This window comes from Pseudomonas sp. Au-Pse12, from assembly GCF_021341665.1.
Classification (GTDB): Bacteria; Pseudomonadota; Gammaproteobacteria; order Pseudomonadales; family Pseudomonadaceae; genus Aquipseudomonas.
The window spans coordinates 532,513-550,599 of record NZ_JAJTTH010000003.1; the positions used below are offsets into that span (position 1 = coordinate 532,513).

An 18,087-nucleotide genomic window follows, 5' to 3' on the forward strand; every position below is an offset into this window, starting at 1 on the left:
TTACCCTCCGAACAGACGGCTGAAAGTACGTTTGAGCAGCCCCTGCTCCTCGGCCTGGATACCGATCAGGCGCTGACTCAACTCACGCAGGGACGTGGTGATGCCGGCACGCGGCGCGTGCAACTCCAGCGGCACGCCGGTGTTCTGGCTTTCGCCAACCACCGCATAGTCGTTGGGCAGTTTGTGCAGATCGGTGCAGCGCAATGCTTCGCCAATGTCCTTGAGGCTGACGGCCGAGGACTTGTCGTAGCGATTGACCACCACCTGCAGGCGGTTGTTCTGCACCCCCAGGTCGTCGCGCAGAATGCGCAGCAGGTGGGTGCCGTCCTTCAGGTGGCTGAGGCTCTGCTGCAGCACGATGAAGATGTGGTCCGCATGCTCCAGGGTGATGCCGGTGAGATGGTCGATCTGCCTCGGCAGGTCCACCACCACCCAGTCATAGGTGCTGCGCGCCAGGCGCAACAAGCTTTCGAGCTGTTCAATGCGGATGTCCTGCGCCAGGAACAGCTCCCCGGTACGCCCACCCAGCACATGCAGGGTGGGGCTGAAATGGCTGCAGTAACCGCGCAAGGCAATGCCGTCCAGGGTCTCGACCTGTTGCAGCACCTCCACATGACTGTGTGTCGGCACGACATCGAAACAGTGGGTCACGCTGCCAAACTGCAGGTCCAGGTCCAGCAGCAGGGTTCGGCCACCCCGAACGCTGAGCTGATGGGCCAGATTGCAGGCCAGCATGGAAGCGCCCGATCCGCCCTTGGCATTCATCACCGCAATCAACTTGCCCCCTGCCCCCTGCTCCGCATGGGCCTCCATCACCATACGGCCCAGGGCCGCCTGCAACTCTTCGGCGGCGACCGGCTCCGGCAGAAAGTCACGGGCACCGGCCTGCATCGCCAGCCGCATGCCTTCACGCTCGTCCAGCGGGCCACAGACCAGAAGTGGCGGACGCTCCTTCACCGGATGCAACAACAGCGCCGCCAGTTCCTCGCGCCACAGGTGGCTGACCCTCAACAACAGGAAGTCCGGCATCTGCTCCAATCCATACAACGGATCGGTATGACCGTTGCTCACCAGACGCGTGCTGACCTGCAGGCCGGGCAGTTTCGAACTCAGGTTTTTCAGATGACTCAGGGCCGCCGCATCCCGCCCACTGATCAGCAGGCGCATGCCGGATCTCTCAGCCGCGGGGGTAACAGGGGCTGCTCGGGTACTTAGCATGGAGTGATCTCCGGGTTGACCGTCGCATCAGGCTGTCGACCCAGACTTTCGCGCGGCACGGTGGACTTGAACATCGGCAAAATGAACGCCCCGCCAAAGCCGGGGATCAGCAGGTTGAAACTGAAATTCGACACCTCCAGCCGGACATAGCGGATGGCAAGAAATCCATTGCTGCTGGTGAGGTCGTTGGGGTTGGCGACCACCGCGCCATTTGCATCCAGGTAGACCAGATTCAGATTGGCGCTGGTGAGGCTGGCGATCAGGCTGCTGGCTCCGCTATTGGTCGCCGAGTTGAACATCGCGCGACGCAGAATGACCGGGTCCTTGATGTCGCACACCGCCGCCAGGCGCGCGCCGCGGCGTACCGTTTCATTCAGGGTGTTGACGGTGAAGTACAGCCGGCCGACTTCCAAGGCACCGAACAGCAGGGTGAACAGCACCAGGCTGGCAATGGCAAACTCGACGATATACACCCCACGCATGTGCCGGACGTTCATCACAAGGCCCTCATCACGATAGTCGAGGTCAACGCCAGGCCCAGCGGCACGCTGCTGCCGTACAGAGCAGGCAGCGAGCTGCCGATCACCGGCACGAAGGTGTAGCTGATGCTGACCTGGACATGGTCGGTCCCGACCGTGCTGACCTGCACATTGCCGGTGCTCAGGCCGGGGACCACGGGGGGGTAGCCATTGGGATTGGCGGGAACACCGTAAACGGCAACGTTCTGGGTCTGGGAGATCAGCGAGGAACTCAGGCTGACCGTGCCAAGGGTGGAGTTCCAGGCCTGAGCGGCAGCAAAGCGCCCGGCATCACGGCTGGCCTGCATCAGGCTGTTGTACTGGAACAACATGCGCCCGAACTCGCCGAAGGTCAGCATCAGCAACGCCAGCAGCGGCAGGGTAATCGCCAGCTCCACCATCGCCATGCCGCGTTGGGCAGTCGGCAGTCTGTATCCACTGCGTCCCATAACCATCTCCTACGAGTCGGTACTCGGCGTCTGGTTGTTGTCGATGTAGGTCTTGTACAACTGGATGATCTGCGGCCCGGAAGTGTTCGCGGGGTTGGGGCCCGGCACGTTGTCGCCTTCGCATTGACTGACGAACTGACCGAAGATCTGCGCCGAATTGCCCTGTTGCGCCTCGGGCTGCAGCACGAAGTAGCAACCGAAACCGAGCACCGGGATTGTCGAGGCACCGTCATTCTTGCCCGAGCAGTCACCGATCACGATCTTCAGGATCCGCCGCTCGAACACACCGTTGCTCTGGCAACCGCCGCCGGTGCCGGCAACACAGCCTGCCGAGGCCTGGACCCAGTTGTTGTAGCCATACAAAGCGCCACTGGGCGTGGACAGATTGCCGTTGCTCGAAGTGACCGCTTGCCCGTTGTACTGGATCTGCGCCGGAGAGCCGGTGTAGGTCAGCGACTTGGCGTTGACGGCAACCACCAGGTCTGGTGGATAGTCCGACGCGCTGAGGCCGCCGCTGTATTGGTTGAAGCGGGTATTGAGCCCCTGGGCGGATGGCCCCACGGTGTTGCCCGGCTTGGTCAGGACGGTGGAACCCACGCTGTTGCACTGATTGATTCCACCCGCCAGCCCCTGCCTGACCGTATTGCCCCCGGAGCCGAAGTCCAGCAGTTGAAAATTCCCGGGGCCGATTGCCGAGTTGTTGTTGGCCGCTGTTTTCAGTACCTGCAAATCGCCGAACTTGAACCCCCAGAACATGCCGGTGGCCGGATTGTTCTTGCTGGGGTCGCCGCACACCATCAACGGCGTCAGGTCGCACGGGCTGGTCGGGCTCGGGCCCGCGGTAGCCACGGCCGCCACCGACTTGCTCCCACCATTGCCCAAGGCCTGAAACACGCCCCAGAAAAAACTGCTCAGGGGATAGTTGGCTACCGTGACCCGGACATAGCTGGCATTGGCCGGCCCGGGGAAAGAGAAAGGTCCATACACGCTGGAGGCCAGTTCTACCTTGGCGAACCCCGAGGCGTTGCCGCCAACGGCGTTAGCCAGCTCCTGGTTGCCGGAGGCATTGGCATTGAGCGTCAAGGTGGCCAACGCGGCGGTCTGGGTCAGGCTCGCGGCACCGGTCACGCCCGGCACCATGCTCAGGGTCTTGGCGCCACTCAACGCCGCCGCATCCACCGCATTTTGCAGCCGCGTCTTGTTCAGCAGCATATGGCTGCCATCCAGTGCCAGGGCCCCCATCAACAGGAGCGAGGCCATGGCGATCACCACCAGGATGATCATCGCCCCGCGCTGACGGGACGGAAACGCGGTGAGCGGCTGCCGAATACACGATTTCATCTTCAAGCCCTCCCCTTCTCGCTCTGCCCCAGTCCAGCTCGAACCGCCTACAGAGCCTTGATGACATTGACCTCGACACCGCGGATTACCGTGATACCCGCGGCCTCAGGAGTCGCGTGCCGATGCACGACCGGCTTACTCACTACGGGTGCCGGCGCTTCCTGAGCCATGGCCACCGGCTCGACAGGCAAGGGCCGCTTGTTGTTATCCAGCGGATTGCGCAGGGCCAATTGCAGCTTGCCTGCCGTCATGCCCTTGACCAGCACTTCCGCCTGAAGCGGCGTCATCTCCAGGGTCACCGCACGCACCACCACCGGCTGGGTCTTGTCGGTGCTGGCTGTCTGGTCCACGGCCAGTACCCGCAGGTCTTCCAGAATGGTCTTGGATTCGGCATTGCCATCGTTGCCGGTCTGGCGAGTAGCCAGGACATCGACCCGGTTGCCCGGGAGCAGGAACCCGCCGACGCCGACCACGTCATCCACCCGGACCGATATGGCACGTTTGTCCGGCTCGATCAGCGATGCCAGGGTGCTGCCGCCCAGGTGCTCGGCCAGGCGCGCACCGCGCAGGATGTCGCCGCGCAACATGGAGAAGGTGGCGATCTTGCCCACCACCTTGTCGGTGGAATCGAAGGCATCGTCCGGAACCGTATCCTTGGGCATGCGCACCACCCCCACCTGCTGGGCTTCGACCATCTGCCCGAAGGCTATCTCGACGGTGGCCACCACCACGTTGCGCTGGTTATCGTCAGGACCGACATTGAGCCGTGCATTGAGCCAGTTGTTGGCCATCCATGCCGCGCCCAACCCCAGGATCAGGGACAAGGCAATGAGGGTGAGCGTACGAGAACTCATGGGGGTGTCTCCTTATCCAAGAAAGTCGAGCTGGACGAAATAGTTGCGCCACGCCCACTCCAGCTCCCGGGTCGATAGTGGGCCGGAGCCGCCCAGATAACGCTGGCGGTCGAGTGCCATGTTCAAGAGGTCCCGTGGGTGACAAGGCACCAAAGGCATGTTCTCTGCGCCATAGAGCTCCTTGAGCACGTAGGCAAGCACCTGAGGGTCGTAAGGAACGCCCAGCCGCTCCGTCTCTTGAATCCAGATGCGCCGGTACTCCTCGGGCTTCAGATAACCGAACTGCAGCTTGTAGCCAATGCGCCGCAGAAACGCTTCGTCCGCCAGCTCCAGAGGGTTGATGTTGGTGGAAAACACCAGGATCAGGTCGAAGGGCAATTCACAATGCCGGCCACCGCCCAGATTGAGGAAGTCGCGTTTCTCTTCCATCGGCACGATCCAGCGGTTCAACAATTCCGCCGGGGCCATGCGCTGGCGCCCCATGTCGTCGATGATGAACAAGCCGTTGCTGGCCTTGAGCTGCAAGGGCGCCTGGTACTGGCGGGTGAAGGGGTCATAGCGAACGTCCAGCTGCTCCATGGTCAACTCGCCGCCCGTGATGATCAGCGGGCGCTCGCAGTGCAGCAGCCGGCGGTCGATCCCTTCGTTGAGCAACAAGCTGTTCTGCTGTTCATCGTCATTCAAGCGCCGATGCACCTGGGGATCGAAGATCTCGATCACCGCCTCGTTGATCGCAATGGCGTGAGGCACCCAGATGGATTCGGAGAACAGACGGATCAGCCGGCTGCTGACATAGGTCTTGCCGGTGCCCGCAGGCCCGTAAATCATGATGGCGCGCCCGGAGTTCAAGGCGACACCCAGTTGGTCGAGCATGTCCTGAGCCAGCACCATCGCGCCAAAGGAGCGATGCATGTCATGTGCGCTGACACGACCATGGTGAATGGTCTGGACCTTGAGCAGGGAGCGGTAGGCACTCACCGGAAAAGGCGCGGCGCCGATGTAGCCACTGCGTGCCAGGGCGTCACGCGCGGCAGCACGACCACGCTCCGTCAGCCCGTAGCGCAAAGCCTGGCCAGGTGCCTGGCCGAGTATCTCGACACGCTGATCCTTGCGCAGGAAGGTGAGCACCTCTTCCAGTACAGCTCCGGTCAGCGCCAGGCGTTCCACCAGCCGCGACATGTCCAGTACACCGGCATCGTAAAGATGTTTGCACACCAGATCGCCGAGAAAGTTGTCCGCCAGCCCGGTTTCAAGAATCGTGCATGGCTGTGGGGCCAGCCGCTGCACCGCTTCCCGTTCAGAGGAGGACACACGGCTATTACTCATGGCGTACATAGTGCTCTCCTGAACTAGTGACTGAATGGCAACCAGAAAATGCTGATCAATGTGCCGAGCAGTACTGCAATCGAGTAAGGAAATGGCTTGCCTGCCACTTCATCGGCTGCAGGCGCGAAGTAAGCCCTGGCTCGGAGCATCAGCCAGTAACGCCCGACGGTCTGCTGGGCCTGGCCACGTACCAGCACTATCAATACGCCACACAAGCCACCGGCAATCAGGCTGAAGAACGCAGCCCACAAGGCACCCTGCGGAGTCAGAAAAGTACCGACCATGGCCATCAGCTTGACGTCTCCGGCGGCCATCCCCCCAAAGACATACATCGGGAGAAAAACCGCGAAACCGATCAGCAGGCCCAGCAATCCGTTTCCCAACCCAGTTAAACCCGCGGTGTAAGCCTGGCCAACCAGCCCCAGGCAGACTCCGAGCAAGATCAGCACGTTGGGAATGCGGTGGCGGCGCAGATCGCCCACCACCGCCACACTCAACAGCCCCACCAGCAGCGCCACAGCAACAAACGGCTCGTTGTCCATGACCGCAATCCTCTGTGGAGTTGGCGCTACTAGCAGGTCTTGCCTTGGACGGCGCAGCCCAGGCTGGTGATGGCTGTTTTCACGTTGGTGCCCAGGGTGATGAACGCGGCGACAGCCCCCAGCGTGATCAACCCGCCCGCCACCGCATATTCCACAATGGTCAGGCCGTCTTCGTCTTTGATGAACTTCAACACCGAGGTCTTGATCGATTGCAGTTTCATTTTGTTTGCCTCACTCAAGTGATTGACTTTAAGAGCAGCGCTTTTCGCACTACCTGGGCAAACCTTAGTCATTAGGAGAATGAGGGGGTTAGGAGTTTTTTGCTGATCGCTAGGACTTTATTGCAACTAAAACAAAAACAATTAAACACACCGCCAACTGCCTGATCATCCAGTCAAATCATGAGTAGGGAATAATTCACAAACAATAGGGCCACGCATTCTCAGTCATCCAGAAACCAATCCCGGAGCTGCACGATAGAACGAGAAAAACGCTCGCCAGCCCCGCGCCGAATGGCACATGGAGCAGAACGAACTAAGCTGGGGTGTGTATATCAGGATTAGATCTTCAGGCAGGCGGCACAGCAGCGATACTGCTGGGCAGGGAAGAAAAACTGCGGGCCGGGTCTGACTCGGGCAGCGCGCGTACTACGCTGCGCAGTCACTCGGAATCGAGCAGGATCACAGCCAGGAACCAGGCACACTGCACATGCATACTGATCCTTACAACATGCAGGACCTCAGCCTGATGGAGAGCGCTCACCGGCGTCTTGCCTCACTGCGCTGGCGGCACCGAGACATTCAACCGCTCCAGCCCAGGACTGAGACCCCAGCACAACCACTTGGGTCAACAGGTCTTGCCCTGTATCGCGCATCCCAAACTGGTAATGGCGGTACTCACGTTGCCGCCCAAGGTCACAAACGCAGCAACGGCCCCGAGGGTTATCAAACCGCCTGCCACGGCATATTCCACAATGGTCAAACCATCCTCATCCCTGATGAATGCCATAACCGAGGTTTCGATCGATTTCAGATTCATCTTGCCACCTCATTTAAGGAATGTACTTCAAGCGGTTAGTTGTTCCACCGCCTGAAGGAATCCTAGTCAGGGGCAACAGTAAGGGTTAGGAGTTTATTGTCGATAACTAGGATTTTTTTGCGATTGTTAGCCAGGAAACTTAGCGCATGCACACCCCTAGGCCGCGAACCGGAAGACTAAGGAGCAACAATGAACAGCATTAATCTTCAGTCCCAGGAGGCTCGCCTCAGTCATCGTCGAGTGGTGCGCAAAGACTATCCCCGACATTCATAGAAGCGCGCGATGCCTGCGCCTCGGAAAGAGGCAGCGTGGCAGCTGAAAGGAATAAGGCAATGAAACCTGAGGCGATCAAAAAACCATGCCTACTATGGTTTGATCTCACTCGTAACCGATCGGCCGAAGAGCTGATCGGGCATTTTCGCTCAGCCTGTGACTGCCGGCTGGCGAAGGGCACCACCTTTTCCGAAAGGGATGCACAGCCGGCGCCAGACATGATCTGCATGCACTATGACCGCCCTGACATGCCGGGCCTCAACCTGCTGCTGGAGATCAAACGCAAGGCCCCCTCCATTCCCATCGCCATGTTCACCGTGCAGCACTCCGAAGAGCTCGCCATCTGGGCGATGCGCTCGCGTGTCTGGGAATACATGGTGCTGCCCCTTTCCGGCGCGGAAACCGAACGCTTCATGCACGCCCTGAAGCAGCTCTGCGAGCTGCGTCGTCACTCCGGTGCGAGCAACAAGACATTGCTGATCGAGCACGGCCCGTCCTTGCCGGACAGCATCCGCCTGACGGCCGAGCACCAGAAACATCAGGCATTGAGCAACGTGCTGCTGTACATCGACCAGCACTTTCGCGACAGCATCGATCAAAAGGAGCTGGCCAAACGCTGTGGCATGACGACATTCCGCTTCAGCCGCCTGTTCAAGGAGGTGAATGGCCTGGGCTTCATGGACTACATCCTCAGCAAGCGCATGGATTGCGCCAAGGATTTGCTGGACAACAGCCAGATGCCCGTCACCAGCATCGGCTATGAGGTCGGCTTCAAGGACCCTTCCTACTTCGCCCGGGCCTTCAAGCAGTTCACCGGTTGCACCCCCAGCGAATACCGCCAGGCACGCCGTACAGAGGCCCCGCAGGACGAACCAAGGGTAGATGAGCAGCTATCGCAAGTCATTGATAGCCTTCCAGAGAGTGTCGAGCCTTGATGCCCTGCACGCCCGGCTTTATTGCAGGCAAAAAAAAACCCGGAAACCCTCACTTTCGTGGGCCTTCCGGATTTTCTAAACCGCCAAATATGGTGGGTCGTGTGGGATTCGAACCTACGACCAATTGGTTAAAAGCCAACTGCTCTACCAACTGAGCTAACGACCCGCTGTGTGGTGGCGCGTATAATACTGATTTCTAACGGGAATTCAACACCCTATATGAAAAAATCAAAAATAAGGTGTTGGGTCGCTGATTCCGGCCGCCTTGAAGCCTTCCGCGCGCAGGCGGCAGCTGTCACATTTGCCGCACGCGTGGCCTCTGTCGTCCGCCTGATAGCAAGAAACCGTCAGCCCGTAATTCACTCCCAGACCCACACCCGCCTGAATGATCTGGGCCTTGCTGAGGTTCTGCAGGGGCGCCTGGATGCGGAAACCCTGCCCTTCGACGCCGGCCTTGGTCGCCAGGTTGGCCATGCGCTCGAAAGCTTCGACGAACTCGGGGCGGCAATCCGGGTAGCCGGAGTAATCCACTGCGTTGACGCCAATGAAGATATCCCGTGCCTGCAGGACTTCCGCCCAGCCCAGGGCCAGGGACAGGAACACGGTGTTGCGTGCCGGCACGTAAGTGACCGGAATCCCCTCACCTGGCGCCTCCGGCACATCGATGGAGCTGTCGGTCAGTGCCGAACCGCCAATGCCATTGAGGTTCAGGCCAATGACCTTGTGTTCGACCACGCCCAGGTCGCGGGCCACGCGCTCGGCGGCATGCAGTTCGGCACGATGCCGCTGGCCATAATCGAAGCTCATGGTGTAGCAGCTGTAGCCTTCGGCGCGGGCCATGGCCACCACGGTGGCCGAGTCGAGGCCGCCAGACAGCAGGATCACTGCACGTTTTTCGCCCGAAGATTGGTTCTGTGCTTGTTCAGTCATGTCAGCGCCCCGGCTCATCATTCCAAAGGTATTTGTGCAGCTGCAATTGCAGGCGCACCGGCAGGTTGTCGGCGACGATCCAGTCCGCCAGGTCCCGTGCGTTCAGGTCGTGATGGCTCGGCGAAAACAGGACTTCGCCGGCACGTCGCTCAAGACCGTACTGGATCAGCTTGGACACCGCCCAGTCGTAGTCCTCACGCGAACAAATGACAAACTTGACCTGGTCGTTGGCGGTCAACAGCTCGATGTTCTCGTAGCGGTTGCGATGCGCTTCCTCGGAACCTGGAGTCTTGAGGTCAAGGACCCGGCTGACGCGCGGGTCCACCGCAGAGATATCCAGGGCACCGCTGGTTTCCAGCGATACCTCGTATCCGGCGTCGCACAAGTGCTTGAGCAAGGGGATGGCATTGGGCTGGGCCAGCGGCTCACCGCCGGTGACGCAGACATAACGCGGGCGGAAACCGGCAACCTGCTCCAGCAGGCTGTCGAGGGTACGCAGGGTGCCACCGCTGAAGGCGTAGGCACTGTCGCAGTATTGGCAACGCAACGGGCATCCGGTCAGGCGCACGAAAACCGTGGGCAGCCCGGCAGTCCGAGTTTCCCCCTGCAACGAGTAGAAAACTTCGGTAATTCTCAATGTGTCTTGCATAGTCGCCACGGGCGTAACAGCTAAACAGGCTGTCCGCCTCCGTCAGGCACTTCAAGGAACCCCGCCATCGCGCAAATCCCAGGAAGCGTGTTTCAGAAAAAGGGCATGGATTCTAACGAAAAAACCCGCGACAAGCGCGGGTTTCTTGTAACGGGCCACACGCACTTACATGCGCTGCAGATCCCGCTGGGCCAGCTGAGCGGCGGAAGTACCCGGATATTGGGCCACCACCTGCTGCAGAATGCCCTTGACCCGGTCGGTGTGACCGAGACGGCGCTCTACGTCAGCCAGCTTGTACAGCGAATCCGGCACTTTGGCGTGCTTGGGATACAGCTGGGAAACCTTGGCAAACGCCTGGCCGGCACCTTGCAGGTCGCCTTTGGCCAGGTTCACTTCACCCAACCAGTACTGGGCATTGCCGGCGTACTGGCTGTTGGGGTACTTGCGCAGGAATGCCGAGAAAGCCTGGCTGGCCTTGTCGAAATCCTTGGCCTTGATCAGGTCGAAGGCAGCATCGTAATAGAGCTTTTCCTTGGCCGGATCACCCGGTTCGCTGCTGGCGGCTGGTGCTTGAGCAGCAGCCCCGGCGGCGGCACCGGCGGCGCTGTTATCGCCACCGGCTGAAGAATTCTCAGGACTTGCGGCAGGTGCAACACCGCTTCCTATGCGTCGATCAAGATCCTGGTAACGTTCCAGGCTTTCTTGCTTCATCCGCGCTACATCATTTTGCAGAACTTCGATCACACCCTGTTGGCGCGCAATCTGCTCCTGCATTTGCTGCAGTTGCTGGAACAGCTCGCCCTGTGCCGAGACAGGGGTCGAAACCCCTCCCCCGGCATAGGCGCCGTTCGTGCCATAACCCGCTGGCGGATAACTGCTCCCGCTATTGTTATAGCCAGAGTTGTTATCGACCACAGGAACCGCAGACCACGCCGCAAGCGGCGTGAGACTGAGAGCCAAAATAGTTACAGCACGACGGCACGTTCGCATGACGAATTACTTACGCAGTTCGACGCGACGGTTTTGAGCCCAGGACTGCTCGTCGTGGCCAGTAGCAACTGGACGCTCTTTACCGTAGGAAACCAGCTCCAGCTGTGCAGGGGAAACGCCCTGCAGAACCAGGTAGCGCTGAACGGCTTTCGCACGACGCTCGCCCAGAGCCATGTTGTACTCACGAGTACCACGTTCGTCGGTGTTGCCTTCCAGAACGACGCGAGCGCCGTTGCCTTTCAGGTCTTTGGCGTGAACGTCCAGAGCGCGCATGGCTTCTGGCTTCAGGTCCGAGCTGTCGTATTCGAAGTAGAAGGTGGTGATTGCGCGCAGAGCAGCTTCTTCGCTCAGGGAGCCATCAACAGCACCGGTGTTAGCGCCGTAACCAGCGTTTGGATCAACAGCGCCTTCACCGGCGTTGTCGCCACCTTTGGAGGAGCAACCTACAGCCACAGCCATGGCCAGAGCCAGCGCAGCAAACTTACCAAACTTCAACATTTCCATCGTGAAACTCCTAATGAACCCCAGTGTGTTAAGTGAAACATTGTAGCGCCGCGTCAGTTCAGGTAAGGGGACCAGGACGGTTCTCTGACTTCGCCTTGAGCGGTAGGAAGCGGGAGCCTCACACGTCCATTAATGGACACGAGCATCAAGACTCCCCGGCCCTGCTGGCGGGTGGCGTAGATTACCATGGTGCCGTTGGGCGCAACAGTAGCTGACTCATCAAGGTTGGTGTCTGTAAGGATTTTTACGCTACCGCGCTGCAAATCCTGAGCCGCCACCCGGAAGTTGGTGAAACCATCCTGGCGGTGAATCATTACCAGGGTTTTTTCGTCAGCCGAAAGTTTCGGGTTGGCGTTGTAGTTACCAATAAAGGTCACACGCTCAGCGCCACCGCCATTGATGTTGCTTTTATAGACCTGCGGCTTGCCGCCACGGTCGGAAGTGAAATAGATGGTGGAACCATCCTTGCCCCAGAACGGCTCGGTGTTGATGCCCGGGCCACTGGTAACGCGGCTGATCTGCCGGGACGCCATGTTCATCACATAGATATCCGGGTTGCCGTCCTTGGACAGCACGAACGCCAGGCGGGTGCCATCCGGCGACCAGGCTGGAGCGCCGTTCAGGCCTTCGAAGTTGGTGATCTGCTCACGACGCCCGGTGTCGATGTGCTGGACGAAGATGCGTGGACGCTTCTGTTCGAACGACACATACGCAATGCGCTTGCCATCGGGTGCAAAACGCGGCGACAGGATTGGCTCGCGAGATTGCAACAGAGTGACTGCCCGAGCACCGTCGTAGTCCGAACGCTGCAAGGTGTAACGGGTGTTGTTCACCGAAAAGCGTTCAGCCGTCACATACAGCAGGCGCGTCGAGAACGCGCCCTTGATACCGGTGAGCTTTTCAAAGGACTGGTCGGAAATGTAGTGCGACATGTCCCGCAGCTGATCGACACTGCCCGACACGCTGCCGGTCAGCACTTGCTGCTCGGTGGCGACGTTGAACAACGCGTACTGCACCTGCAGGCGACCGCCCGCCGGAACAATGCTGCCGACCATCACGTACTGGGCGCCCAGGGCTTTCCAGTCGCGGAAAATGACTTCGCTGGCCTGGGTCGGCAAGCTGATCATGTTCTGCTTGGGGATAGGTGCGTAGTAACCCGAGTTGCGCAGGTCGTCACCGATGATCTGTGCCATGTCGTCCGGCAGCACGCTACCGCCCTGCCAGCCGAACGGCACTACCGCGATCGGTGTTGCCCGATCACTGCCGCTGGTGACCAGAATGTTTTTTTCATCCGCTGCCGCTATCCCTGCCATACAGCAAATAACGACAAGCATTCCTCGAAGAAGGTTTCTCACAAGGCTAAATCCTCAGGTGTGAATGTCATCTTGAATGAACGATAGGGAGCGAAATCCTTCGGACTCAAACCCTGCATTTCTGTCAAACGCCCAATGTTCTTGACTGCCGCCACCGCCGAAGCGTCGAACGGGCCGTCACCACTGGACTTGATCACGCTGACCGTGGTCACCGTGCCATCAGGCAACATGCCAATCCGCAGCTCCACCGTCATGCCCTTGCGTGCCGAAGGAGGACGAGCCCAGCCTTCCGCCGCACGAATGCGAATCAGGTCATCGAAACTGCCCGCGACACTGTCACCCACTTCATCCGACTTCGTGGCCTCACGCTCCGGCTTGTCGGACAGCAAGTCCGCCAGGGCCTGGGCCTTTTTCTCTTCAGCAGATTTGCGTGCTGCTTCCTGCGCCTTTTTCTTCGCGGCGTCGGCGGCAGCTTTCTTCTTCGCATCCTCGGCGATCTTTTTCTTCGCCTCGTCAGCTTCAGCTTTCTTCTTCGCGTCTTCCGCGGCTTTCTTTTTCGCGTCTTCGACGATTTTCTTCTTCGCTTCTTCAGCGGCCTTTTTCTTGGCCTCTTCTTCAGCGGCTTTCTTGGCTTCTTCTTCGGCTTTCTTCTTGGCTACATCAGCCAATTGCTTCTCTTCGGCCTTTTTCGCTTCTGCGGCTTTCTTGGCGTCATCCGCCTTCTTCGCCTCATCGGCTTTCTTGGCCTCGTCGGCCTTTTTCGCTTCCGCGGCTTTTTGGGCAGCCTCTTCTTTCTTTTGTTCCGCAGCCTTGATCTCTTCCTGCTCGACCTTCTTCTGCTCCAGCTGTTCGGCTTCGGTCTGGCGCGCGGCGGATTTCTTCGCCTCACCCGCAATCTTGTGATTGGTCTGGGTGGTTGCCGGACTCTTGGATTTCAGCTGATACAGGGTCGCCTGAACGATCGGCTTGGCCGGGGGCAGTTCCGGAGTCATGGCAAAGCTGACAAACAGCATGCCAAACACCAGCACGTGCAGGGCAATTGCCCAGACGCTAGGCCAGAAGTAGCTTTCCGAGGCGGACGGCTCTCGCTGTTGGTGCATCAGGGCGCCTCGGTAATCAGGCCAACGTTACCGACTCCGGCTTTCTGCAGGCCGCCCATGGCACCCATCACGGCGCCGTAGTCGACGGATTTGTCACCGCGAATGAACACCTGGGTGTGTTTGCCGCCTTCGTTGCCGGCACGGATGATCTTGGTCACCGCGTCGGTCATCTGCGGCAAGGTCATCGCCTTGTCCTGTTGCTTTTCGGTGTCGACTTCACTGCCAAGGTTCCAGTAGTAGGTCTTGTCAGCCTTGATCGAAATGGTCAGCACCTGGGTGTTGTTGTCCTGGGGCAAGGCTTCGCTGGAAACCTTGGGCAGGTCAACTTTCACGCCCTGGTTGAGCATCGGCGCGGTCACCATGAAGATAACCAGCAGTACCAACATCACGTCGATGTAGGGCACCACGTTCATCTCGGCAACCGGCTTGCGTTTGTGGCGAACTCGGGCCATGGGGTCTACCTGCTCACTCTTCGCTGGTGTGCACTTTACGGTGCAGGATCGCCTGGAACTCGTCGGCGAAGGTGTAGTAACGGCTGATCAGCGTCTCGCCACGAGCGGCGAAACGGTTGTAGGCGATCACCGCCGGGATGGCTGCGAACAGGCCGATCGCCGTGGCGATCAGCGCTTCGGCGATACCCGGGGCCACAGTGGCCAGGGTCGCTTGCTGGGCCTGAGCCAGGCCGCGGAAGGAGTTCATGATCCCCCAGACGGTACCGAACAGACCGATGTACGGGCTGACCGAACCGACGGTGGCGAGGAACGGCAGGCTCTGCTCGAGCTTTTCTTCTTCGCGGGAAATCGCTACGCGCATGGCGCGGGCGACGCCTTCCATGACGGCTTCAGGATCGACGCCCGGTTGCTGGCGCAGACGGGAGAACTCCTTGAAGCCGGCACGGAAGATCTGCTCGACGCCAGAGTCCGGGTCCGGGTTGCTGCCCGCCTGACGGTACAGCTTGGACAGGTCGATACCGGACCAGAAGCGCTCCTCGAAGCTCTCCAGGGCACGTCGACCGGCACGCAGCAGGTTGCTGCGCTGAAAGATCATGATCCATGAAGTCACCGATGCGGCAACCAGGGTCAGCATTACCAACTGCACTACAACGCTGGCATTGCTGACCAGGCTCCACATGGAGGAATGGTCGACGACGTTAGCTTCCACGCTTTATCTCCTGCTCTGAGTGTGTACCCGCGCTGCTCTCGTCGGCAAAGGCCGTACGCAGAGCGTCTGGAATGGCGCGGGGTTTGAAATTGTCGGCGCGCACACAGGCCACCAGAAACTGCCCCTCGCAGAGCAGCGCATTGTCTTTGGCTCGCCTGACCTGCTGAGTGAAGCGCAGGCTAACCCGGTTCAATTCGGTAACTTGGGCACTGACCAGAAGTTCGTCGTCCAGTCGCGCCGGCGCGTGATAACGCGCTTCGCTGGAATGCACGACAAATAACAGGTTCTCTCCTGCCAGCTGCGATTGGGCGAAGCCCAGGTGTCGTAGCCGCTCGGTTCGAGCCCGCTCCATAAACTTAAGGTAATTAACGTAATACACGATGCCGCCGGCATCGGTGTCCTCGTAATAAACGCGACAACGATGTGCGAACGGCTCAAGCCCGTTTTGCGCGCGCATACTCTAGTGCTTACTCCTCATGTTGCCAATCCGGCCAGGCAACTGTTTTTTCATTCTTGAACGACTTTTCGTGAAGTTTTAACAAGGCCAGTCCCTAGGACAGCACAAACCCCGAATAAATCGACAAAAAGCAGGTTATCAATCGTCCACGGCATCGAGGAATTCGTCTACCACGGGCATGTCCCCCATTCGTGACGGAATGTTAAGACCGAAGTGCAGGTAGGCATGCCGGGTCACCACACGACCACGCGGGGTGCGCATGATATAGCCCTGCTGAATCAGGTACGGCTCCAGCACATCCTCGATGGTATGACGCTCCTCGCTGATGGCCGCCGCCAGGCTGTCGACGCCGACCGGCCCACCGTCGAACTTCTCGATCATGGTCAGCAATAGACGTCGGTCCTGGTGGTCGAAGCCACGTTCATCGACATCCAGCAGGTTCAGCGCCAGGTCGGCGATCGGTTTGGTGATATGCCCCTTGGCCCGGACTTCGGCGAAATCCCGCACCCGGCGCAGCAAGCGGTTGGCGATCCGCGGAGTACCACGGGCCCGACGCGCGACCTCGAAGGCGCCTTCAGGATCCAGTGGCAAACCGAGGATCCCGGCGGAACGGCTGACAATGGTCGCCAGGTCCGCAGTGCTGTAGAACTCCAGGCGCTGGACGATGCCGAAGCGGTCCCGCAGCGGGTTGGTCAGCATCCCCGCGCGCGTGGTGGCGCCCACCAGGGTAAACGGCGGCAGATCGAGCTTGATCGAACGCGCCGCCGGACCTTCGCCGATCATGATGTCGAGCTGGAAGTCCTCCATGGCCGGGTACAGCACCTCTTCGACAATCGGCGACAAGCGGTGAATCTCGTCGATGAACAGCACGTCGTGAGGTTCAAGGTTGGTCAGCAAGGCGGCCAGATCACCGGGGCGCTCCAGCACCGGGCCGGAAGTGCTCTTGATCGACACCCCCATTTCCTCGGCGATGATATTGGCCAGGGTGGTCTTGCCCAGCCCTGGAGGGCCGAAGATCAGGGTGTGATCCAAAGATTCATTGCGCCCGCGGGCGGCCTGGATGAACAGTTCCATCTGCTCGCGCACGCTCGGCTGGCCAATGTAATCGGCCAGGCTGACCGGACGAATCGCCCGGTCCTGGATTTCCTCGCGCTCACGGGGGCCCGTGGCGGCGATCAGACGGTCAGCTTCAATCACTTAAATCATTCCCTTCAGGGCTCGGCGGATCATGTCTTCGCTGCTCAAGCCTTTGTCTTTGATCGCGGATACCGCCTTGCTGGCTTCCTGCGGCTTGTAGCCCAGGGAGATCAGCGCGCTGACCGCATCCGACTCGGCACTGGCCACCGGCACCGGTGCATCCGGCTGGTTCGGCACCAGGGCAAACATGCTCGGTACGGCTTCCCAGGCTTTGAAGCGGTCCTTGAGTTCCACCAGCAAGCGCTCGGCGGTCTTCTTGCCGACCCCGGGCACCTTGGTCAGGGCCGAGGTGTCCTGGGCCTGCACGCAACGCACCAGCTCATCCACCTCAAGGCTGGACATCAGGGCCAGGGCCAGCTTCGGTCCCACACCGTTGAGACGGATCAACTCGCGGAAAAAGTCTCGCTCGCGCTTGCTGGCGAAGCCGTAGAGTAACTGCGCATCCTCGCGGACGACCAAATGGGTGTGCAAGGTCAGGGGTTCGCCGACCGACGGCAGTCGATACAAGGTGGTCATCGGTACTTCGACCTCATACCCCAACCCGTTGACATCAAGAATCAGGTGCGGCGGCTGTTTCTCAGCCAGGGTGCCGCGCAAGCGTCCAATCACGTTTCAGATCCTTAGGCGATGGCCAGCCCGCAGCTGGCGACTCGTTGAGCGAGCATTTGCGCCGGCTACCCAGGCACACAATGCTCAGCCCCTAAAATGACTGCGCTGATGCTATCAGAGACGCAGGCGACCGCCACGACTGCGTGCCGTTCCCAGGCCATGGGGCAGCAGGCTGGAACGGGTGTGAGCGTGACAGATGGCGATGGCCAGGGCGTCCGAGGCATCGATCTGCGGCTTGGTGGTCAATTTGAGCAAATGCATGACCATCATCTGCACCTGCTCCTTGTTGGCGCCGCCGGTGCCGGCCACAGCCTGCTTGACCTGTGTCGCGGTGTACTCGGCAATTTCCAGGCCCTCTTCGGCGCCGGCAACAATTGCCGCGCCCCGGGCCTGGCCGAGCTTCAGCGCCGAGTCGGCATTGCGCGCCATGAACACCTTCTCAATCCCCATGGTCACCGGACCGTAGGTCTGGATCACCTCGCGCACACCGCGATAGACAATCTGCAGCCGCTCGGGCAGCTCACCGGCCCCGGTACGGATGCAGCCCGAGGCGACGTACACACAGCCGCGCCCCGTGTCTCGAACCACGCCATAACCGGTAATGCGCGAACCGGGGTCGATGCCAAGAATAAGAGTCATAACGCCTGCTGCTTGAATAAAGAGGCTTGCCGGCCATGACCGGA

22 protein-coding genes and 1 tRNA gene are annotated in these 18,087 nt (G+C 60.0%); 1 reads left to right on the forward strand and 22 read right to left on the reverse strand.

The features are described 5' to 3' along the window. From LXM55_RS10850 to LXM55_RS10890, 9 genes are all read right to left on the reverse strand, one after another. Nucleotides 1-1,218, reverse strand: a complete 1,218-nt coding sequence (locus LXM55_RS10850; RefSeq protein ID WP_233320370.1) for an AAA family ATPase — start codon at nt 1,216-1,218, stop codon at nt 1-3. After that, on the reverse strand, nt 1,212-1,715 hold the full coding sequence (locus LXM55_RS10855; protein ID WP_060844439.1) for a TadE/TadG family type IV pilus assembly protein: 504 nt from the start codon (nt 1,713-1,715) through the stop codon (nt 1,212-1,214). Before LXM55_RS10855 ends, LXM55_RS10850 begins: the two co-directional genes overlap by 7 nt. Then, nucleotides 1,715-2,185 (reverse strand): TadE/TadG family type IV pilus assembly protein, encoded by a 471-nt coding sequence (locus LXM55_RS10860; RefSeq protein ID WP_233320371.1) that lies wholly within the window; start codon nt 2,183-2,185, stop codon nt 1,715-1,717. The genes LXM55_RS10855 and LXM55_RS10860 overlap by 1 nt, the downstream gene beginning before the upstream one ends. Nucleotides 2,186-2,194: 9 nt before the next feature. Next, nucleotides 2,195-3,526: a TadE/TadG family type IV pilus assembly protein gene (locus LXM55_RS10865; RefSeq protein ID WP_233320372.1), complete on the reverse strand. Its 1,332-nt coding sequence runs from the start codon at nt 3,524-3,526 to the stop codon at nt 2,195-2,197. A 47-nt stretch (nt 3,527-3,573) separates the two neighbouring features. Continuing rightward, nucleotides 3,574-4,380 carry a Flp pilus assembly protein CpaB gene (cpaB, locus tag LXM55_RS10870; RefSeq protein WP_233320373.1) on the reverse strand — a complete coding sequence of 269 codons (807 nt, stop codon included), beginning with the start codon at nt 4,378-4,380 and terminating at the stop codon, nt 3,574-3,576. Between the two features lie 12 nt (nt 4,381-4,392). Then, nucleotides 4,393-5,715 carry an AAA family ATPase gene (locus tag LXM55_RS10875; RefSeq protein ID WP_233320374.1) on the reverse strand — a complete coding sequence of 441 codons (1,323 nt, stop codon included), beginning with the start codon at nt 5,713-5,715 and terminating at the stop codon, nt 4,393-4,395. A 14-nt stretch (nt 5,716-5,729) separates the two neighbouring features. Beyond that, nucleotides 5,730-6,248, reverse strand: a complete 519-nt coding sequence (locus LXM55_RS10880; protein WP_233320375.1) for an A24 family peptidase — start codon at nt 6,246-6,248, stop codon at nt 5,730-5,732. A 29-nt stretch (nt 6,249-6,277) separates the two neighbouring features. Next, nucleotides 6,278-6,469 carry a Flp family type IVb pilin gene (locus tag LXM55_RS10885; RefSeq protein ID WP_016967360.1) on the reverse strand — a complete coding sequence of 64 codons (192 nt, stop codon included), beginning with the start codon at nt 6,467-6,469 and terminating at the stop codon, nt 6,278-6,280. Between the two features lie 625 nt (nt 6,470-7,094). Next, nucleotides 7,095-7,286, reverse strand: a complete 192-nt coding sequence (locus LXM55_RS10890; RefSeq protein WP_233320376.1) for a Flp family type IVb pilin — start codon at nt 7,284-7,286, stop codon at nt 7,095-7,097. A 332-nt stretch (nt 7,287-7,618) separates the two neighbouring features. Between LXM55_RS10890 and LXM55_RS10895 the strand changes: the two genes are divergently transcribed. Continuing rightward, the gene (locus LXM55_RS10895; RefSeq protein WP_233320518.1) at nt 7,619-8,494 is read left to right on the forward strand and encodes a response regulator transcription factor; all 876 of its coding nucleotides are present in this window, start codon (nt 7,619-7,621) and stop codon (nt 8,492-8,494) included. Between the two features lie 90 nt (nt 8,495-8,584). On the opposite strand, the gene LXM55_RS10900 is transcribed toward LXM55_RS10895, so the two are convergent. The 13 genes from LXM55_RS10900 to ruvC all read right to left on the reverse strand — a co-directional run bounded on the left by LXM55_RS10900 (nt 8,585) and on the right by ruvC (nt 18,043). Then, nucleotides 8,585-8,660 (reverse strand) — tRNA-Lys (locus LXM55_RS10900). A 62-nt stretch (nt 8,661-8,722) separates the two neighbouring features. Then, nucleotides 8,723-9,424, reverse strand: a complete 702-nt coding sequence (gene queC, locus LXM55_RS10905) for a 7-cyano-7-deazaguanine synthase QueC (protein WP_233320377.1) — start codon at nt 9,422-9,424, stop codon at nt 8,723-8,725. Nucleotide 9,425: 1 nt separating this feature from the next. Further along, a complete protein-coding gene (gene queE, locus LXM55_RS10910) occupies nt 9,426-10,073 on the reverse strand; it encodes a 7-carboxy-7-deazaguanine synthase QueE (protein WP_233320378.1) in 648 nt (215 codons plus the stop codon). A gap of 165 nt (nt 10,074-10,238) precedes the next feature. Further along, nucleotides 10,239-11,063, reverse strand: coding sequence for a tol-pal system protein YbgF (gene ybgF / locus LXM55_RS10915; protein WP_233320379.1), 825 nt, complete (start codon nt 11,061-11,063; stop codon nt 10,239-10,241). Nucleotides 11,064-11,069: 6 nt separating this feature from the next. Further along, nucleotides 11,070-11,567, reverse strand: coding sequence for a peptidoglycan-associated lipoprotein Pal (pal, locus tag LXM55_RS10920; protein ID WP_022640504.1), 498 nt, complete (start codon nt 11,565-11,567; stop codon nt 11,070-11,072). Nucleotides 11,568-11,620: 53 nt separating this feature from the next. Further along, nucleotides 11,621-12,901: a Tol-Pal system beta propeller repeat protein TolB gene (gene tolB, locus LXM55_RS10925; RefSeq protein ID WP_015636767.1), complete on the reverse strand. Its 1,281-nt coding sequence runs from the start codon at nt 12,899-12,901 to the stop codon at nt 11,621-11,623. 17 nt (nt 12,902-12,918) lie between these two features. Further along, nucleotides 12,919-13,980, reverse strand: coding sequence for a cell envelope integrity protein TolA (gene tolA / locus LXM55_RS10930; protein WP_233320380.1), 1,062 nt, complete (start codon nt 13,978-13,980; stop codon nt 12,919-12,921). Further along, nucleotides 13,980-14,432, reverse strand: coding sequence for a protein TolR (gene tolR, locus LXM55_RS10935; RefSeq protein WP_011063015.1), 453 nt, complete (start codon nt 14,430-14,432; stop codon nt 13,980-13,982). The genes tolA and tolR overlap by 1 nt, the downstream gene beginning before the upstream one ends. 13 nt (nt 14,433-14,445) lie before the next feature. Beyond that, nucleotides 14,446-15,141, reverse strand: coding sequence for a protein TolQ (tolQ, locus tag LXM55_RS10940; protein ID WP_011063016.1), 696 nt, complete (start codon nt 15,139-15,141; stop codon nt 14,446-14,448). After that, the gene (gene ybgC, locus LXM55_RS10945) at nt 15,131-15,598 is read right to left on the reverse strand and encodes a tol-pal system-associated acyl-CoA thioesterase (protein WP_233320381.1); all 468 of its coding nucleotides are present in this window, start codon (nt 15,596-15,598) and stop codon (nt 15,131-15,133) included. Before ybgC ends, tolQ begins: the two co-directional genes overlap by 11 nt. 138 nt (nt 15,599-15,736) lie before the next feature. Next, nucleotides 15,737-16,795 (reverse strand): Holliday junction branch migration DNA helicase RuvB, encoded by a 1,059-nt coding sequence (gene ruvB, locus LXM55_RS10950; RefSeq protein ID WP_011063018.1) that lies wholly within the window; start codon nt 16,793-16,795, stop codon nt 15,737-15,739. Continuing rightward, nucleotides 16,796-17,404 carry a Holliday junction branch migration protein RuvA gene (gene ruvA / locus LXM55_RS10955; RefSeq protein ID WP_123726120.1) on the reverse strand — a complete coding sequence of 203 codons (609 nt, stop codon included), beginning with the start codon at nt 17,402-17,404 and terminating at the stop codon, nt 16,796-16,798. A gap of 114 nt (nt 17,405-17,518) precedes the next feature. Further along, nucleotides 17,519-18,043 (reverse strand): crossover junction endodeoxyribonuclease RuvC, encoded by a 525-nt coding sequence (ruvC, locus tag LXM55_RS10960; protein WP_016963215.1) that lies wholly within the window; start codon nt 18,041-18,043, stop codon nt 17,519-17,521. Nucleotides 18,044-18,087 lie beyond the last annotated feature (44 nt).

Excerpts from the sequence above, each read along its gene's own strand:
- cpaB (WP_233320373.1), bottom strand. The coding sequence starts at position 4,380 with ATGAGTTCTCGTACGCTCACCCTCATTGCCTTGTCCCTGATCCTGGGG.
- tolR (WP_011063015.1), bottom strand. The coding sequence starts at position 14,432 with ATGGCCCGAGTTCGCCACAAACGCAAGCCGGTTGCCGAGATGAACGTG.
- LXM55_RS10860 (WP_233320371.1), bottom strand. The coding sequence starts at position 2,185 with ATGGGACGCAGTGGATACAGACTGCCGACTGCCCAACGCGGCATGGCG.
- ybgC (WP_233320381.1), bottom strand. The coding sequence starts at position 15,598 with ATGCGCGCGCAAAACGGGCTTGAGCCGTTCGCACATCGTTGTCGCGTT.
- ybgF (WP_233320379.1), bottom strand. The coding sequence starts at position 11,063 with ATGCGAACGTGCCGTCGTGCTGTAACTATTTTGGCTCTCAGTCTCACG.
- LXM55_RS10890 (WP_233320376.1), bottom strand. The coding sequence starts at position 7,286 with ATGAATCTGAAATCGATCGAAACCTCGGTTATGGCATTCATCAGGGAT.
- LXM55_RS10865 (WP_233320372.1), bottom strand. The coding sequence starts at position 3,526 with ATGAAATCGTGTATTCGGCAGCCGCTCACCGCGTTTCCGTCCCGTCAG.
- queC (WP_233320377.1), bottom strand. The coding sequence starts at position 9,424 with ATGACTGAACAAGCACAGAACCAATCTTCGGGCGAAAAACGTGCAGTG.
- LXM55_RS10875 (WP_233320374.1), bottom strand. The coding sequence starts at position 5,715 with ATGTACGCCATGAGTAATAGCCGTGTGTCCTCCTCTGAACGGGAAGCG.
- tolA (WP_233320380.1), bottom strand. The coding sequence starts at position 13,980 with ATGCACCAACAGCGAGAGCCGTCCGCCTCGGAAAGCTACTTCTGGCCT.
- LXM55_RS10880 (WP_233320375.1), bottom strand. The coding sequence starts at position 6,248 with ATGGACAACGAGCCGTTTGTTGCTGTGGCGCTGCTGGTGGGGCTGTTG.
- ruvC (WP_016963215.1), bottom strand. The coding sequence starts at position 18,043 with ATGACTCTTATTCTTGGCATCGACCCCGGTTCGCGCATTACCGGTTAT.
- queE (WP_233320378.1), bottom strand. The coding sequence starts at position 10,073 with ATGCAAGACACATTGAGAATTACCGAAGTTTTCTACTCGTTGCAGGGG.
- LXM55_RS10895 (WP_233320518.1), top strand. The coding sequence starts at position 7,619 with ATGAAACCTGAGGCGATCAAAAAACCATGCCTACTATGGTTTGATCTC.
- LXM55_RS10855 (WP_060844439.1), bottom strand. The coding sequence starts at position 1,715 with ATGAACGTCCGGCACATGCGTGGGGTGTATATCGTCGAGTTTGCCATT.
- LXM55_RS10885 (WP_016967360.1), bottom strand. The coding sequence starts at position 6,469 with ATGAAACTGCAATCGATCAAGACCTCGGTGTTGAAGTTCATCAAAGAC.
- pal (WP_022640504.1), bottom strand. The coding sequence starts at position 11,567 with ATGGAAATGTTGAAGTTTGGTAAGTTTGCTGCGCTGGCTCTGGCCATG.
- LXM55_RS10850 (WP_233320370.1), bottom strand. The coding sequence starts at position 1,218 with ATGCTAAGTACCCGAGCAGCCCCTGTTACCCCCGCGGCTGAGAGATCC.
- tolB (WP_015636767.1), bottom strand. The coding sequence starts at position 12,901 with ATGCTTGTCGTTATTTGCTGTATGGCAGGGATAGCGGCAGCGGATGAA.